Raw genomic sequence first — 16,874 nt, 5'->3', positions numbered from 1 at the left:
TATAGGCAAGTGTCGACTTGCCTGTCAAGTCGAACGACGGCGTGGCGTCCGCCGGCTTCGACGACCGGGGCGAAACCGCCTACCCGACACAACGGCGCCCCCGGCTCGGACGGAACGTCGAGCCGGGGGCGCCGGGTGTGGGGCTACGCCACGAAGCGGGTACGGCGGCGTCGGGCGATCAGGAAGCCGGCGCCCCCGAGGAGCAGGAGGACGCCGCCCACGCCGGCCACGGTCGCGGTGCCGGCACCGGTCACGGGCAGTCCGCCACCCTCGCCACCGGCGCCCGCGCTCACGGAGGGAGCAGCGGTCGGCGCGGCACTCGGCGTCGCCGACGGGGTCGGCGTCGCGGTCGGCTCACCGGTAGGCGGCGTGACCAGCTCGACGCCGGCGAAGCCGAGCGGCCCCCCGATTCCGCCGAGCTCCCCGGACGGGGTCGTCAACGGCAGCAGGTCACCGGTGCCACGGACCGCCTTGGTGCCCTGCCCGGCCCACTTGTCGGCCAGCGCCTGGATGCCGCCCTGCGCGTCGGCGTGCTGCTTGCTCATCCACCAGTACACGACCGACGAGATGTCCTCGGCACGGGCGTCCGGGCTGGTGGAGATGCCCGCTCCGGTCACGGCCAGGCTGGCACCCGGCGCGAGGTCTGCGTCGAACTCGCACCAGGCCGTCTCCTGGTTGCTGTCCACGGCGTACCAGCAGTTCTCGTACTTCGTGGTCAGGTCGAGGTCGTTGAGGACGCGCACCTGGACGACGAGGCCGTCGACCGGCGCGTCACCGACGTTCGTCACGCCGAGCACGACGGGCACGTCCTCGCCCTGGCCGGCCGGGTACGTACGGTTCTTGCCCGTCTCCGGGTCCTTCAGCGTGCCGGCGGCGAGCTTGGCGCTGTCGGCCGTACTCGACTCCGCAGCGGCCGAGGCGGGTGTGGCGGCAAGCCCGGCCACGAGGACGGTGGCGCTCGCGGCAAGGCCCGCGTACCAGCGGATCGTCATGGAAATCCCCCGTTGATGTTGGCGACAACCGCGACACGATACAGCTCCCCACCAGCGCTCCCGTCCACCCGGGAGCGTCCTCCCGCCGCACCGGAGGTCGAAGCGTGTCGCCGCGGTCTGATGGGATGGTCCGATGGAGCTGACGATCGACGCCGATGGTGTCGCGTTGCCCGCCTCGCTCGCGGTACCCAAGGGCGCTGCCGCGGCGGTCTGGTCGTGCTGCACGGAGCTGCGGCCGGGCAACGCTCGTTCTTCCTGTACGAACACCTCGCCCGGGTGTTGCCGGCGATGGGCGTGGCCGTGCTGCGCTACGACCGCCGGTCGAGGGAAGAGGGAGACGTTCCGTTGGCGGTGCAGGCGGCCGACGCCCGTGCCGCCCTTCTCCGGCTCCGCCAGGAGGTCGGTGAGGTGCCGACCGGCCTGTGGGGTGTCAGCCAGGGCGCCTGGGCCGCGCTCGTCACGGCCGCGACCCACCCTGCCGACGTGGCGTTCCTGGTGCTGGTGTCAGCCTGCGGCATCTCCCCGGCACGGCAGATGCGCTTCGGTACGGCCGAACAGCTCAGACGGGCCGGATTCGGCTCTGCCGACATCGCGGAGCTGCTCGACGTACGCCTGACGGTCGAGGGGTTCCTGCGAGGCGACGTCAGCCGGTCCGTCGCACAGGCGGCGGTCGACCGGGTCGCCGGACGTGCCTGGTTCCCGCTGAGCTACCTACGCCGGACCATGCCGGACCAGCCGGGCAGCTGGGTGGACATGGACGTCGACCCAGCGGTGTTCATCGCCGGGGTGCGATGCCCCGCCCTGCTGTTCTACGGCGAGACCGACGACTGGATGCCCGTCGACGAGAGCATCGCCGCCTGGCGGCAGGCGGACACCCCCGACGGGACGCCGTCGCCTGAGATCTACCGCCTGCCCGGCTGCGGCCACCTGCCCGGCCCCGACGGGAACACGACCGTCGACGGCATCAGCCCACGGTACACCGAGACGATGTCGAGGTGGCTCGACAGTCAGCTCCCCCACCGCCACGCCCGACGACGTCCGGGGGCAGGATGACGGCGTGAGCTGGGTCGCCAACATCCTGCTGTCGGTGGACGTACGCGAGGACAGCGCACTCGTGCACGAGTTCGACCAATGGCTTCAGACACAGGCACCACGGCGGAATCAGCCGCATGTGCACGGTGTCGGTTCTCTCCGTGCCCTCCATGACACCCCTGAGGCATGGGGCGGGCAGAAGCACCCCGAGGCCCTGGTCTGGGCCGGCGTGCTCAACCACGCAGACATCAGGGCTGTCGTCCAGCGATTCGGTGCGACCCGCTGGCGCATTCCCGACCTTGCCCAGCTCATGATCATGGACCAGGAACAGGGCGCTTTCCGGATATGGATGATCCGTGACGGGAACGCTCGCCAGTACCTGCCGCTCCCAGACTTCGGGGCAGACGATCAGGGCGTGAATACGCCTTGAACGTCAGACGTTGAACCGGCGGGTCTGTGCGCGCCTCCGCCAGAACCCGGCTCCGCCTGCGCTCAGACGTTGAAGCGGAACTCCACGACGTCGCCGTCCTGCATGACGTACTCCTTGCCCTCGATGCGGACCTTGCCCGCCGCCTTCGCCGACGCCATCGATCCGGCCGCGACCAGGTCGCCGAAGGAGACCACCTCGGCCTTGATGAAGCCGCGCTGGAAGTCGGAGTGGATCACCCCGGCGGCCTCCGGAGCGGTCGCGCCGACCGGGATCGTCCAGGCCCGCGCCTCCTTCGGCCCGGCGGTCAGGTACGTCTGGAGCCCGAGCGTGCGGAAGCCGACCCGGACGAGCTGGTCGAGCCCCGGCTCGGACTGGCCGATCGACTCCAGCAGCTCGCGGGCCTCCTCCTCGGGCAGGTCCACCAGCTCCGACTCGATCTTGGCGTCCATGAAGACCGCCTCGGCGGGAGCGACCAGGGCGCGCAGCTCATCGAGGAACGCCGCGTTGGCCAGCTCCTCCTCGTCGACGTTGAACACGTAGAGGAACGGCTTGGTGGTGAGCAGGTGCAGCTCACGCAGGTGCTCCAGCTCGATGCCGGCGTCCTTGGCGCCCGCGTAGAGCGTCGTACCGGCATCGAGGACCTCGACCGCCTGCTTGGCTGCGGTGACGGCGGCGGCCCGGTCCTTGCGGAGCTTGGCCTCCTTCTCCAGCCGGGGCAGCGCCTTCTCCAGGGTCTGGAGGTCGGCGAGGATCAGCTCGGTGTTGATCGTCTCGATGTCGTCGGCCGGGGAGACCTTGCCGTCGACGTGCACCACGTTCGGGTCGGAGAAGGCGCGCACCACCTGGCAGATGGCCGAGGCGTCCCGGATGTTCGCCAGGAACGCGTTGCCCCGGCCCTGGCCCTTGGAGGCGCCCCGGACCAGCCCGGCGATGTCGACGAACGACACCGGCGCGGGAAGCACCTTCTGCGAGTCGAAGATCTCGGCCAGCTTGTTCAGCCGCTCGTCGGGCAGACCGACGACGCCGACGTTCGGCTCGATCGTGGCGAACGGGTAGTTCGCCGCGAGCACGTCGTTCTTGGTCAGCGCGTTGAACAGGGTGCTCTTGCCGACGTTGGGCAGGCCGACGATCCCGATGGTCAGACTCACGACGAGCCAGCTTACGCCGCTGCCGCCGCCCCGCTCGCGCCGGGCGGGCTCCGACGTGGGCCGAAAATCGGCGTCGGGGACGGTGCCACGTTGTTAGCCTGCGCTGCTGAAGATCGACGGGGAGGCACGATGGCACGGCGCGATCAGGCGGAGCTGCCCGAGCTGTACCTGGCGGTGGACGTGGAGGCCGACGGGCCGATCCCCGGCCCCTACAGCATGATCTCGCTGGGCATGGCGGTCGCCGGACATCCCGGGCTGACCTTCTACACCGAGCTGAAGCCGATCTCCGACGAGTACGTCCCCGAGGCGCTCGCCGTGTCCGGGCTGGACCGGGACCGGCTGCTGCGGGAGGCACCCGCCCCGGCGGTCGCGATGGCCGCCGCCGCCCGCTGGGTGGAGGGGCTCCGCCGGATCGGTCGGCCGGTCTTCCTCGCCGCCCCCGCCGTCTGGGACGGCATGTTCGTGCACTGGTACTTCGTCCGGTTCCTCGGCCGGAGTCCGTTCGGTGCGACCGGCTCCGGAATCGACCTGCGCAGCTACTACATGGGGGCGACCGGGCGGGAGTGGTCGCACAGCCACAAGAGCACAGCCAAGCGGGATCTGGGGCTGACCCACCTGCCGCACACCCACCACGCGGGCGAGGACGCCGCCGAACTGGCCCAGGTCTTCGACGCCCTGCGCCGCTCCGGGCAGCGGCAGGGGGTCAACCCAGCAGACGCGGGGTGATCGGCGTCTCGGTGACCGTGCCGTCGGCGTCGCGGCTCACCTCGTACGCGAACACCCCCTCGCGGTCGGCGACCGCCTCGACGAGCGTGGTCCCCCGGTAGACCAGCCCGACCCCGTCGTCGGTGCAGTGGGCGGTGGGCAGGGTGCCGTCGGCGACCAACTGGTGGATCAGCGGCCGGCGCTGCTCCTCGCTGTTGTAGTGCACCCCGTTGCCGTACGGGAGGAAGCCCAGCCCGCCGGTGAACGGGCGCAGCGTCGGCCCGTAGCTGTCGGTGGCCCCGCCCACGTGCCAGCAGATCGACCCGGCGGAGACCCCGCCCAGCACCACCCTGGCCTGCCAGCACTCGCGCAGGATCTCGTCGAGCCCGTGCACGCGCCAGACGGCGAGCATGTTGGCGACGCTGCCGCCACCGACCCAGACGACGTCCTGGGCGAGCAGGTGGGCCCGGATGTCCTCGACGTTGGGCATCGGGAAGAGACTGAGGTGGGACAGGCGGAACCGGGTGCCGGCGAACGCCCCGTAGAGGGCGGTCAACGTGGTCGGCTGGTCCCCCTCGGCCTGCCCGAGGAAGCACATTCTCGGTTCCGGCCCGGCCCCGGCCAGTTCGGCCGCGAGGTCGAAGACCGGTCCGGGCCGCCAGTCCCAGGGGCCCCGGCGACGGCTGAAGAAGCCGATGCTGGTGGCGAGGATGGTGGGTTCGCTGGCGGGCACGGGCTCCCCTTCCGCTCCTGGTTACCGGGACCCGCTCATCCTGCCGTACCGCGACCGGTCCGTGTCGCCCTCGCCGAGAACGTCGAACTCGGGCAGGTCGGCCTGGTCCAGCTCATGCGCGGCAGCCCTGGGCAGGGTAAAACGGTCACCGGCGGTGGGCGGGGCAGCGTACGACTCGCCGAGCATCCAACGCACCTCGTCGACCGTCCAGCCGAGCCCGGCGCGACCGGCGATCTCCCCGATCAACCGCCGACCGACCCGGGTGTCGTCGTCGTAGAACCGTAGGCACCAGTGGTGCGCCCACATGCCGAGCGCCCGCAGCGCGGCGTCGTCGAGCGACCGGACGAGCCGTCCGCAGGCCGTGTCGGCGAACCCGCGCCCCGGATCGTCGACGCGGTCCCGCTCGATCGCGCCCACCGCCGCCGGGCCGACCGCCCGCATCCGGTCGTAGAACTCCTGCACCACCGCCCGATCGAGCCCGGGACGCACCGACCGCGCCTCCACCCGTCCCGGCCCGGCCACGCTCCCCATCGACGCACCCCTTCTTGAGTTGGCCCCGGACAGTACCCGCCCCCTCCGACACTTTCGTCGCGGACGGGCCGGAATGGTTGCGCGAGGGCTGGAGTGGTTGCAAGGGCACCTTGCACGGCAAAAAGCGGTAGCAGGGGACCCCTGCTACCGACAACAGCGGGCGAGGTCCGATTTCCGCGAGCCGCCGGGCCGACCGGCGGGGCAGGATCGGTGGCGTGGAGTTGGACTTCGAGCGGTGCTACCGGGCGGTCGACAGCCGTGACCAGCGGTTCGACGGCTGGTTCTACACCGGCGTGACCTCGACCGGGATCTACTGCCGGCCGTCCTGCCCGGCGATGACCCCGAAGCGGGAGAACGTCCGGTTCTTCCCGTCGGCCGCCGCCGCGCAGGGTGCCGGGCTGCGCGCCTGCCGCCGGTGCCGGCCGGACGCCGCACCCGGCTCGCCGGAGTGGGACGTCCGGGCCGACGTGGTGGGGCGGGCGATGCGGCTGATCGCCGACGGGGTGGTCGACCGGGACGGCGTGCCCGGGCTGGCGTCCCGACTCGGCTACACGGAACGCCACCTGCACCGGATGCTCCGCGCCGAACTGGGCGCCGGCCCGCTCGCCCTGGCCCGCGCGCAGCGTGCGCAGACCGCCCGGGTGCTGATCGAGACGACCGGGCTGGGCATGGCCGAGGTCGCCTTCGCCGCCGGCTTCGGCAGCGTCCGGCAGTTCAACGAGACGGTGCGGGAGGTCTTCGCGCTCGCCCCGTCCGAGCTGCGCGCCACCCGGGGGCGGGGACCGGTGTCCGGTGGCGCGGGCACCATCACGGTACGGCTGGCGTACCGCCCGCCGCTGCACGTCGGATCCCTGCTGGAGTTCCTGGCGTTGCGGGCGGTCCCCGGCGTCGAGGAGGTGCGCGACGGGACGTACCACCGGGGGTTGTCCCTGCCGCACGGCCCCGGCGAGGTGGCGCTGACCCCGGCGGCCGGGTACGTCTCGGCCACGCTCCGCCTGACCGACCTGCGTGACCTGGCCCCGGCGGTGGCCCGTTGCCGCCGCCTGCTGGACCTGGACGCCGACCCGGTGGCGGTGGACGCCACCCTGGCGGCGGACCCGGCCCTGGCCGGACCGGTCGCGGCGGAACCCGGCGTCCGGCTCCCCCGCACCCCGGACCATCCCTTCGAGGCGGCCGTGCGCGCCATCCTCACCCAGCAGGTCTCCCTGCGCAGCGCCCGCCCTCTCCTCGTCCTCCTCCTCACCCACTGCCCGCCTGATCCGGCCCTCACCGGTCACGAGCGCGACGGCGGATGGGGATTGCGGGGGTTTCCGGAGGCCCGGGAGGTGGTGGGCGTGCCGGATGGCGGGTTCCGGGGGCCGGTGGGCCGGCGGGAGGCGGTCCGGGCGCTGGCGCGGGCGGTGGCCGGCGGGGAGTTGTCCCTGGACGGGGACTGGGCACAGACCCGCCGGCAGCTGCTGGCGTTGCCGGGGATCGGCCCCTGGACCGCCGGATACGTGGCCATGCGCGGGCTCGGCGACCCGGACGTCTTCCTTCCTACCGATCTCGCGGTCCGCCGGGGCGCCCGCGCCCTCGGCCTGCCCGACGACCCGAAGACCCTCGACGCGTACGCCGAACGCTGGCGCCCCTGGCGCTCGTACGCGGTGGCCCGACTCTGGAGAGCAGCAGCATGACCGGAACGAACATGATCGACAGCAGCACGGTGGACACCCCGGCCGGACCGTTCAGTGTCCTGGTCGCGCCCGGCGGGGCGGTCCGGGCGGCCGGGTTCACCAGCGACGTGGACGGGCTGCTCGGCCTGGTCCATCCGACGCTGCGCGGCCAGGTGCGCAGCCGGCCCGAACTGGGGGCGGTGAGCAGGGCCGTGGCCGCCTACCTCGACGGCGACCTCGCCGCGATCGACGCGGTGCCGGTCGAGCAGCACACCGACGGGGTCTTCCTGACGCACGCCTGGCAGGTGCTGCGTGACGTCAAGCCGGGCGACCCGGTCACGTACACCGCCTTCGCGGGGTTGGCCGGCCGTCCGGCGGCGGTACGCGCGGCGGCGGCGGCCTGCGCGCGCAACGCCGCCGCCCTCTTCGTCCCCTGCCACCGGGTGCTGCGCACCGACGGGAGCCTCGGCGGCTACCGGTGGGGGCTGGACGTGAAAAAGTGGCTTCTCGGTCACGAGCGGCGGTTGACGGCAAGTTGACCGGGTGACGGCAAGTTGACCGTCGTGGAAGTCACGTTTACCGATACCGTCGGGGGGTGGCTGCGGACGGTGACCGCGTTCCCGCCACCAGGGGGAGCATGCAGAACCTGTGGCGGCTGCGCACTTACCTGTGCCCGCACGCCACCGAGTTCTGCTGGCTGCTGGTCGCCGGGCTGACGGCCACCGCGGCCGGGCTCGCCGTGCCGCTGCTGGTCCAGCGGGTGGTGGACGGCCCGGTGGCCCGGCGCGAGCTGGCCGGGCTCGTGCAGCTCGGCGGCCTGGTCCTGCTGCTCGGCCTGGTCGAGGCGGTGCTGATCTTCGTCCGACGGTGGACGCAGACCTCCTCGTCGGTGGGCATGGAGGCGGCCATCCGGGCCGATCTCTACGCCCACCTGCAACGCCTGCCGGCGAGTTTCCACGACCGGTGGCAGTCCGGTCAGCTCATCGCCCGCGCCACCGGCGACCTGTCGATGATCCGCCGATTCCTTTCCTTCGGGCTGCTCTTCCTGGTCCTCAACCTGGTCACCTACCTGGCCGTGGTGGTGCTGCTGATCCGGCTGCACCCGCCGCTCGGGCTGCTGGTCGCGGCGAGCGCCGTGCCGCTGTTCCTGATCAGCCGCCGGTTCGCCCGGGCGTACCACGCCGCCGCCCGCCGGATGCGCGAGCAGCAGGGGGACGTCGCGACGCTGGTCGAGGAGACCGCACAGGGGATCCGGACGGCCCGCGCGTTCGGCCGGGGACCGGAGCTGGGAGTCCGGTTCGGGGCCGGTGCGCGGGCCCTGCACGACACCGCCGTCGGCAAGAGCCAGCTGTTGGCCCGCACCTCCGCCCTGTTCGACCTGGTGCCGAACCTGACCCTCGGCGTGGTGCTGGTGACCGGGGTGGCCGCCGCCGCCCGGGGCACGCTCACCGTCGGCGAGCTGCTCGCCTTCGTCAGCCTGCAACTGATGCTGATCTGGCCGGTCAACTCGCTGGGCTGGATCATCGCCAACGGCCAGGAGGCCGCGACCGCCGCCGACCGGATCCAGGAGGTGCTGGACACCCCGCCGGCGATCACGGACCGGCCGCACGCGGTCGCGCCGGTGCGCAGCGAGGTACGCGGGCGGCTGCGCTTCGAGCGGGTCGGCTTCGGTTATCCGGGCAGCGCGGCCCCGGTGCTGCGGGACGTCGAGCTGACCGTCGAACCGGGCGAGACGCTCGCCCTGGTCGGCGCGACCGGCTCGGGCAAAAGCACGCTGCTCTCCCTCGTCCCCCGGCTGCACGAGGTGGGGACGGGACGGATCACCCTGGACGGTCACGACCTGCGCGACCTGCGGCTCGCCGCGCTCCGCCGGCTGGTCGGGGTGGCCTTCGAGGAGCCGGTGCTGTTCAGCATGTCGGTCTGGGAGAACCTCACCCTCGGCCATCCCGACGCCGACGAGGACGAGGTGCGCAGCGCGCTCACGCTGGCACAGGCCGACTTCGCGTACGACCTGCCGTGGGGACTCTCCACCCGCGTCGGTGAGCAGGGGCTCTCCCTCTCCGGCGGGCAGCGGCAGCGGCTCGCCCTGGCCCGGGCGGTGCTCGGTCGCCCGGCCGTGCTGGTGCTGGACGACCCGCTCTCCGCCCTGGACGTGCACACCGAGGCGTTGGTCGAGCAGGCGTTGCGCCGGGTGCTGCGGGGCACCACCGCCCTCCTGGTGGCGCACCGTCCCTCGACGGTCGCCCTCGCCGACCGGGTCGCCCTGCTCGACCGCGGCCGGATCACCGCCGTCGGCACCCACACCGAACTGCTCGCCACCGAGCCGGCGTACCGTGCGCTGCTCTGTCCGGAGCCGACGACGGCCCGGACGGCAGCGGTCACGGCGGAGGGACCACCGACCACGGCCCGGACGACGCCGGTCACGGCGGAGGGACCGACCGCCGGGCGGGCGACGCCGGTGGCGGTGGAGGGGGCGCCGATCGCGGTGACGGGCGGTGGGCTGGTCGGCCTCGCGGCCGGGGCGGATCCGGTGGACCGGACGGTTCCCCCGTGACCGCACCGGAACCCGCCGGGACGACACAGCCGGCCGGGGCGGAGCGGACCACCGGAACGGATCCGGTGGACCTGGGGCGTTGGCGGGGGCGCGGGACCGAGCCGGACGCCGACCGGAGCCGGGCCGAGGAGGACGGTCCGGAGGCGGTCGCCCGGCTGCGGACCCGGAGCCGCGTCCTCCTGGCGGACCTGCTGCGGCCACACCGGGGCCGACTCGCGCTGGCCGTCTCGCTGCTGCTGGCGCAGAACGCCGCCGGGTTGGCGGGCCCGTTCCTGGTGATGTACGGCATCGACCACGCGATCGCGCCGCTGCGCGCCGACGAGCCGGGACCACTGGTCGCCGTCGCGGCGGCCTTCGCGGGGGCCGCCACCGTCGAGTACGTGAGCAAGCGCGGCTTCCTCATCCTCTCCGCGCGGATCGGCCAGGCCGTCCTGCTCGACCTCCGCCAGCGGGTGTACGGGCACTTCCTGCGCCTCCCGGTGGCATTCCACGAGCGGTACACGTCGGGACGGATGGTGTCCCGGCTCACCAGCGACCTGGACTCGATCGCGGAACTGCTCGACGGGGGCGTGGACAACCTCGTGCTCGCCGTGCTGTCGATCCTGTCGGTGACCGGCGTGCTGCTCTGGCTGGACCCGCCACTGGCCGTGGTGACCCTGCTCGCCTTCCCCCTGCTGTTCCTGCTGTCCCGCTGGTTCGCCCGGGCCTCGGCCGCCGCGTACCGGCGCACCCGGGATTCGGCGGCGCTGGTGATCGTCCATCTGGTGGAGTCGCTGCGCGGGATCCGGGCCGTGCAGGCGTACCGGCGGGAGGCCCGCAACCAGCGCATCTTCGAGGCGGTGAACGACGACTACCGGCGGTCCAGCGTGCACGCGTTCCAGTTGATCGCGGTGTACTCGCCGGGCATCAAGCTGGTCGGCAACGTCGCCGTGGCGGGGGTGCTGACCTACGGCGGCTGGCGGGTGCTCGACGACCGGCTCGAACTCGGCGTACTCGCCGCGTTCCTGCTCTACCTACGCCGCTTCTTCGAGCCGATGCAGGAGCTGAGCCAGTTCTACAACACGTTGCAGTCCGCCACGGCGGGGCTGGAGAAGCTCGCCGGGGTACTCGACGAGCGGTCCGGAGTGGTGGAACCGGCCCATCCCCGTCCGCTGCCGGTCGGCGGGGTCCGGGGGGCGGTACGGTTCCGCTCGGTGACCTTCGGCTACCGACCGGGGACGCCGATCCTCACCGACCTCGACCTGGAGGTGCCGGCCGGGCAGACCGTCGCCCTGGTCGGCGCGACCGGGGCGGGCAAGTCCACGGTGGCGAAGCTGCTCGCCCGGTTCCACGACCCGGACGCCGGCTCGGTCAGCCTGGACGGGGTGGACCTGCGCGATGCCGCCGACGCCGAACTGCGCCGGGCGGTGGTCCTGGTCACCCAGGAGAACCACCTGTTCAGCGGCACGGTCGCGGAGAACATCCGGTTCGGCCGCCCGGACGCGGACGACGCGGCGGTGCGGGCGGCGGCGCGGGCGGTCGGGGCGCACGACTTCATCGCCGCGCTCCCCGACGGGTACGCCACCGAGGTGCACCGGCGGGGCGGTCGGCTCTCCGCCGGGCAACGGCAGCTCGTCGCGTTCGCCCGGGCCTTCCTGGCCGACCCGGTGGTGCTGGTCCTCGACGAGGCGACCTCGTGCCTGGACGCGCCCACGGAACGGGTGGTGCAGCACGCGCTCGGCACCATCCTGCGCGACCGGACCGCGCTGGTGATCGCGCACCGGCTCTCCACGGTGCGGATCGCCGACCGGGTGCTGGTGATCGACCAGGGTCGGATCGTCGAGGACGGCCCACCCGACCGTCTCGTCGCCGCCGACGGCCGGTACGCGCGGCTGCACCGCCAGTGGCGCGACTCGTTGACCTGAACGGCTCAGATCGTGCGCCGCACCGCGACCGGTTCGGGAGCGGGACGGCGGTCGACCAGGAGGCCGAGGCCGAACAACAGCGCGAGCAGCACGGCGGCGGCGACGATGAGCAACGGGAGGGTGAGCGGCGGGACCAGTCCGGGCGGCGGGACCTGTGCCCGGATCGCCAGCGGGGTGGCGGCCTGCGCGGCGAGCGCCCAGGCGGCGACTCCGACCAGCAGCGTAGCGCTGCGCCACCCCCGGTCCGCCTCGGCGAGAGACACCGTCCCGGCAGGCGGCACCGTCCCGGAGGGGGGCACCACTCCGGAGGGCGGCACCGTTGCGGCGGCTCCCGGCTGCCAGGCCAGGCCGGGTTCGCGGGTGGCGACGAGGGTGAGGCCGGAGCCGAGCGCCAGGCCGAGACCGAGGGCGGTGAGCACCACGCCGGCTCCCGCCGCCGTCGGCAGGTCCAGGCGGACCGCCGGGGCGGCCAGCGGCAGCGCCATGGCGGCCAGCACGATCCCGAGGGCGTCCCAGGGCATGATCCGTTCGGCGTACCGGGTCAGTGCCACGCCGCCCGCCACGGCGGCGAGCCCGGTCAGCACGGCCAGGAACGCCACCGCGGGCGCGACGACGCCGGTGAGCCCGCCACCGGTCACGGCGATCGGGCCGGCCGCGACGGCGAGCACCACCCAGCGCGCGCCGACCACACCGAGCGCGCGGAGCGCGTACCCGAGCAGGAGCAGCCCGGCGACCACCGTGAGGGGCACGACCAGCAGCCGGGCGGCGGTCAGGGCGGCCTCCTCCAGTCCCTGTCCCGGCCGGAGCCGGGCCCGGACCACCGACCAGCGCACCGCGAACCCGGCGGCGACGAGCAGCCCGACGGCCGTCACCACCAGCACCGGGGTCCAGCGCAGCGGACCGCCGGCCGGCCCGGGGCCGACCCGCCGCCAGGAGACCAGCAGCGCGGCGGCGACCAACGCCACGGCCAGCCAGAGCGAGATCTGGTACGGCTGCACACGCCCTGGCACCGGCAGGCCCGCCCGGAGCAGCGCGCTGCACGCCGGTTGCCCGACCAGGCCGGCGGCGAGCCCGACCGCCACCGGCACCCGGACCGCGCGAGCCGACCCGCCGGCCACCAGGAGCACCCCGCCGAGGGCCAGGCCGACCCCCACCGCCCCGACCAGGAAGGCCGACGCCTGCCGGGCGGCGACCGCGTTGGTGGGCAGCAGCCCGCCGGGGGTGAGCAGGTCGGTGGCCACGGCGAGCAGCAGCCCGGCGAGGGCGACCGGCCAGCCGCCGACCCGGTACGGCAGGGCGGCGGCCACCACGGCGAGGGCCAGCACCACCGGGGCGAGCACCCCGGCGCGCACCGGCGCGAACGGCGTCAGGTCGGTGTAGCCGGTGAGCATCGTCAGCGCCGGCAGCGCGGTCCCGGCGAGCACCCCTACGGCGAAGGCGGCCACGGCCCCGACCACACCGGCCGGCCCGGGTGGTCCCCCGGCCGGCGACCACCCGCTCCCCGGTGCTCCGGTCACCCGGTCGACCCGCACGCCCGCCTCCTCTCCGGCCGGCGGCCCCCCACCGCCGACGTCCGGTCGGCGATTGTCGTCACCCGTCGCCGGGCGTCGATGCTGCCACAGGGCGACCACCGCCTGTCCCGCCCGTGGCGGGGCGACCACCGCCTGTCCCGCCCGTGGCGGGGCGACCACCGCCTGTCCCGCCCGTGGCGGGGCGACCACCGCCTGTGCCGCCCGTGGCGGCCGGATTTACTCCCGGCGGACGGGGCCGGCCTGGATCTACGATCGACCGATGACTGATACGGCGAGGACGGCCCGCGCCGGAGTCCCCGAGCGTCCGACCCTGGACGGCCTCGAGGAGACCTGGGCGCGCCGCTGGCAGGAGGAGGGCACGTACGCGTTCGACCGCAGCAGGGAGCGGGCGGACGTATACGCGATCGACACCCCGCCGCCGACCGTATCCGGCGAGCTGCACATGGGACACGTCTTCTCGTACACGCACACCGACACGGTGGCCCGCTTCCAGCGGATGCGCGGCAGGACGGTCTTCTACCCGATGGGCTGGGACGACAACGGCCTGCCGACCGAGCGCCGGGTGCAGAACGTGTACGGGGTGCGCTGCGACCCGTCGCTGCCGTACGACCCGGACTGGACGCCGCCCGACGCCCCGGTGGACGACGCGGCCCGGAAGAACCCGACGTCGATCTCCCGACGCAACTTCGTGGAGCTGTGCGAGCGGCTGACCGGCGAGGACGAGCAGGTCTTCGAGGCGCTGTGGCGGCGGCTCGGGCTGTCCGTGGACTGGTCGCTGACGTACACCACGATCGGGCGGGTGGCGCGGGCCACCTCGCAGCGGGCGTTCCTGCGCAACCTGGCGCGCGGCGAGGCGTACCAGGCGGAGGCCCCGACCCTCTGGGACGTCGGCTTCGCCACCGCCGTGGCCCAGGCGGAGCTGGAGGACCGGGAGCGCCCCGGCGCGTACCACCGGCTGCGGTTCCACGGTCCCGGCGGTCGGGAGGTGCTGATCGACACCACCCGGCCGGAGCTGCTGCCGGCCTGCGTGGCGCTGGTCTGCCACCCGGACGACGAGCGCTACGCCGACCTGGTCGGCGCGTCGGTGCGTACCCCGGTCTTCGGGGTGGAGGTGCCGGTGCGTGCGCACCCGCTGGCGGACCCGGCCAAGGGCACCGGCGTCGCGATGGTCTGCACCTTCGGCGACCTCACCGACGTGACCTGGTGGCGGGACCTGGACCTGGACACCCGGGTGGTGGTCGGCCGGGACGGGCGGCTGCTGCCGGAACCGCCGGACGGGGTGCCGGCGCAGCGCTACGCGTCGCTGGCCGGGCAAACCGTCAACGGCGCCCGGCGGGCGGTGGTGGAGCTGTTGACCGAGGCCGGTGACCTGGTCGGCGAGCCGCGTCCGATCAGCCACCCGGTGAAGTTCTACGAGCGCGGCGACCGGCCGTTGGAGATCGTCTCCACCCGGCAGTGGTACCTGCGCAACGGCGGTCGGGACGCGGAGCTGCGCTCGGCGCTGCTCGACCGGGGCGCGGAGCTGAACTGGGTGCCGGGGCACATGCGCCACCGCTACGAGCACTGGGTGGGCGGCCTGACCGGCGACTGGCTGGTCAGCCGGCAGCGGTTCTTCGGCGTGCCGGTGCCGGTGTGGTACCGGCTCGACGACGCTGGCGAGCCGGTCTGGGCCCAGCCTCTCACACCGGAGGAGGCCGCGCTGCCGGTCGACCCGTCCAGCGACCCGCCGCCCGGCTTCGACGAGGCGCAACGCGGAAAACCGGGCGGTTTCATCGGAGATCCGGACGTCCTGGACACCTGGGCCACCTCGTCGTTGACCCCGCAGATCGTCGGCGGCTGGGAGACCGACCCGGACCTGTTCGCCCGGGTCTTCCCGATGGACCTGCGCCCGCAGGGACAGGAGATCATCCGGACCTGGCTCTTCTCCACCGTGGTCCGCGCCCACCTGGAGCACGGGGTGCTGCCCTGGCGGGACACCATCCTCTCCGGCTGGATCCTCGACCCGGACCGGAAGAAGATGTCCAAGTCCAAGGGGAACGTGGTGACCCCGATGGCGCTGCTCGAACAGCACGGCTCGGACGCCGTGCGGTACTGGGCGGCCAGCGGCAAGCCCGGCATGGACCTGGCCTTCGACCCGGCCCAGATCCGGGTCGGGCGTCGGCTGGCCACCAAGCTGCTCAACGCGTCGAAGTTCGCCCTCGGGCTGGGCGCCGCCGACTCGTTGCGCACCCCGGCGACGGAACCGCTGGACACCGCCATGCTCGCCGAACTCTCCGGCGTGGTCGCCACGGCGACCACCGCCTTCGACGGGTACGACCACACGGCCGCCCTCCAGGCGACCGAGGCGTTCTTCTGGCGGTTCTGCGACGACTACATCGAGCTGGTGAAGGAGCGCGCCTACGGCACCGGGCCCGGCGCGGACTCGGCCCGCGCGGCGCTCGCCACCGCGCTGTCGGTGCAGTTGCGGCTCTTCGCCCCGGTCCTGCCGTACGTGACCGAGGAGGTCTGGTCGTGGTGGCGGTACGGCTCGGTGCACCGCGCGCCCTGGCCCACCACGTACGAGGTCCAGCGGGCGGTCCGGGGCACCGGTGACCCGGCGCTGCTGCGGCTGGCCGGGAACGCGCTCAGCCAGGTGCGGCGGGCCAAGTCGGAGCGGAAGCTCTCCATGCGGACCGAGGTGCCGCTGGCCGAGGCGCTCGCCCCGGCCGCCGTCCTCGACCAGCTCGCCCTGGTCGCCGACGACCTGCGCGCCGCCGGCCGGATCACCACCCTCGACCCGGTCCCGGACCGCACCACCGAACTCGTCATCGCCTGCGCCTTCTGACGACTGACGAAGCCGGAGCTGGTTGGTTGGTTGGTAGCAGGGGTCCCCTGTTACTCGTTTCTGATGAGCAGGGGACCCCTGCTACCACCTGAAAAGGAGGAGGAGAGGTCCCCTGCCACCACCTCAGCTGGTTTCGCCGGCGACGCTGAAGGAACGGAGCCGGTTGACGGCCAGCACGGTGAAGCCGAGGACCACCAGCGTGGTCATCACCGCCGACACCGGCACGGTGACCGTGGTGGACAGCAGGTCGGTGGGGGCGATCCGGTCGGCGAGCGCGATCACGTACTGCTGGATGGAGAGCACCTTGGTGCCGCTGACGAAGTTGCCGAGCAGCCCCTCCCAGATCAGCACGTAGACCAGGCCGAGCAGCACCGGCCGCCGGGTGACCAGGCTGAGCGCCACGAACAGGGCCGAGTACGCCAGCGCGCCGATCGCCGACGCGAGTGCCAGTGCCAGTCCGAACCGGACCGAGTGGGCGAGCACACCCCCGACGTACAGTGGCACGGCGCAGGAGACCGCGGTGACGGCGGCCGCCACCCCGAGCTTCGGCAGCACGATCTGCCAGCGGGGCAGCGGTTTGGTCAGGATGTGCACCACGGTGCCGTCGTCGATCTCGGCACCGAGCACGCCGGTACCGACGATCAGGGCGACCACCGGCAGCACCACGGCCAGACCGAGCCCGACCAGGACGGGCGGTGCCCACTGGCCGGGGTCGACGCCGAGCGCCCGGGACAGCACCGCCAACCCGACCAGGATCAACGGTAGCGGGACGAGCATCAGGGACCGGCGGCGACCGAAGAGGCCGCGCGCGGTGATCCAGGTGACGGTCGACATGTC

13 protein-coding genes and 1 pseudogene are annotated in these 16,874 nt (G+C 73.5%); 8 read left to right on the top strand and 6 right to left on the bottom strand.

Annotated elements, in window-relative coordinates:
- Positions 1 to 143 precede the first annotated feature (143 nt).
- A complete protein-coding gene (locus tag ACIBJE_RS15765; protein ID WP_396748600.1) occupies positions 144 to 992 on the bottom strand; it encodes an LPXTG cell wall anchor domain-containing protein in 849 nt (282 codons plus the stop codon).
- 216 nt (positions 993 to 1,208) lie between these two features.
- On the opposite strand from ACIBJE_RS15765, the gene ACIBJE_RS15760 reads away from it, so the two are divergent.
- Both ACIBJE_RS15760 and ACIBJE_RS15755 read left to right on the top strand, forming a co-directional pair.
- Positions 1,209 to 2,045, top strand: a complete 837-nt coding sequence (locus tag ACIBJE_RS15760) for an alpha/beta hydrolase family protein (protein WP_396748598.1) — start codon at positions 1,209 to 1,211, stop codon at positions 2,043 to 2,045.
- 4 nt (positions 2,046 to 2,049) lie between these two features.
- Complete coding sequence (locus ACIBJE_RS15755; RefSeq protein WP_396748596.1) at positions 2,050 to 2,454, top strand: squamosa promoter-binding protein 15; 405 nt, start codon at positions 2,050 to 2,052, stop codon at positions 2,452 to 2,454.
- 62 nt (positions 2,455 to 2,516) lie between these two features.
- Here the strand turns inward: ACIBJE_RS15755 and ychF are convergent, their stop codons facing one another.
- Complete coding sequence (gene ychF / locus ACIBJE_RS15750) at positions 2,517 to 3,602, bottom strand: redox-regulated ATPase YchF (protein WP_396748594.1); 1,086 nt, start codon at positions 3,600 to 3,602, stop codon at positions 2,517 to 2,519.
- Between the two features lie 129 nt (positions 3,603 to 3,731).
- Here ychF and ACIBJE_RS15745 point away from each other — a divergent pair, with 129 nt between their 5' ends.
- The gene (locus ACIBJE_RS15745) at positions 3,732 to 4,328 is read left to right on the top strand and encodes an exonuclease (protein WP_396748592.1); all 597 of its coding nucleotides are present in this window, start codon (positions 3,732 to 3,734) and stop codon (positions 4,326 to 4,328) included.
- On the opposite strand, the gene ACIBJE_RS15740 is transcribed toward ACIBJE_RS15745, so the two are convergent.
- A complete protein-coding gene (locus ACIBJE_RS15740) occupies positions 4,306 to 5,040 on the bottom strand; it encodes a Type 1 glutamine amidotransferase-like domain-containing protein (protein WP_396748590.1) in 735 nt (244 codons plus the stop codon). The genes ACIBJE_RS15745 and ACIBJE_RS15740 overlap by 23 nt on opposite strands.
- A gap of 21 nt (positions 5,041 to 5,061) precedes the next feature.
- Positions 5,062 to 5,571: a hypothetical protein gene (locus tag ACIBJE_RS15735; RefSeq protein WP_396748588.1), complete on the bottom strand. Its 510-nt coding sequence runs from the start codon at positions 5,569 to 5,571 to the stop codon at positions 5,062 to 5,064.
- Positions 5,572 to 5,786: 215 nt separating this feature from the next.
- Between ACIBJE_RS15735 and ACIBJE_RS15730 the strand changes: the two genes are divergently transcribed.
- The 4 genes and pseudogenes from ACIBJE_RS15730 to ACIBJE_RS15715 all read left to right on the top strand — a co-directional run bounded on the left by ACIBJE_RS15730 (position 5,787) and on the right by ACIBJE_RS15715 (position 11,681).
- Positions 5,787 to 7,244, top strand: coding sequence for a DNA-3-methyladenine glycosylase 2 family protein (locus ACIBJE_RS15730; protein WP_396748586.1), 1,458 nt, complete (start codon positions 5,787 to 5,789; stop codon positions 7,242 to 7,244).
- The gene (locus tag ACIBJE_RS15725) at positions 7,241 to 7,762 is read left to right on the top strand and encodes a methylated-DNA--[protein]-cysteine S-methyltransferase (protein ID WP_396748584.1); all 522 of its coding nucleotides are present in this window, start codon (positions 7,241 to 7,243) and stop codon (positions 7,760 to 7,762) included. The genes ACIBJE_RS15730 and ACIBJE_RS15725 overlap by 4 nt, the downstream gene beginning before the upstream one ends.
- Positions 7,763 to 7,860: 98 nt before the next feature.
- A pseudogene (locus ACIBJE_RS15720) lies at positions 7,861 to 9,579 on the top strand (ABC transporter ATP-binding protein); the annotation flags it as partial.
- 263 nt (positions 9,580 to 9,842) lie between these two features.
- Positions 9,843 to 11,681, top strand: coding sequence for an ABC transporter ATP-binding protein (locus ACIBJE_RS15715; protein ID WP_396748697.1), 1,839 nt, complete (start codon positions 9,843 to 9,845; stop codon positions 11,679 to 11,681).
- Between the two features lie 5 nt (positions 11,682 to 11,686).
- Here the strand turns inward: ACIBJE_RS15715 and ACIBJE_RS15710 are convergent, their stop codons facing one another.
- On the bottom strand, positions 11,687 to 13,213 hold the full coding sequence (locus ACIBJE_RS15710; RefSeq protein WP_396748582.1) for a hypothetical protein: 1,527 nt from the start codon (positions 13,211 to 13,213) through the stop codon (positions 11,687 to 11,689).
- A 259-nt stretch (positions 13,214 to 13,472) separates the two neighbouring features.
- Here ACIBJE_RS15710 and valS point away from each other — a divergent pair, with 259 nt between their 5' ends.
- Positions 13,473 to 16,037 carry a valine--tRNA ligase gene (gene valS / locus ACIBJE_RS15705; protein ID WP_396748580.1) on the top strand — a complete coding sequence of 855 codons (2,565 nt, stop codon included), beginning with the start codon at positions 13,473 to 13,475 and terminating at the stop codon, positions 16,035 to 16,037.
- A 123-nt stretch (positions 16,038 to 16,160) separates the two neighbouring features.
- Here valS and ACIBJE_RS15700 read toward each other — a convergent pair whose 3' ends face one another.
- Positions 16,161 to 16,871 (bottom strand): ABC transporter permease subunit, encoded by a 711-nt coding sequence (locus tag ACIBJE_RS15700; protein ID WP_396748578.1) that lies wholly within the window; start codon positions 16,869 to 16,871, stop codon positions 16,161 to 16,163.
- Positions 16,872 to 16,874 lie beyond the last annotated feature (3 nt).

Source organism: Micromonospora sp. NPDC050187 (assembly GCF_044459745.1).
GTDB lineage: Bacteria > Actinomycetota > Actinomycetes > Mycobacteriales > Micromonosporaceae > Micromonospora.
The sequence above is the reverse complement of the archived record's forward strand: the minus strand, read 5'-3'. Positions and strand labels throughout refer to the sequence as shown.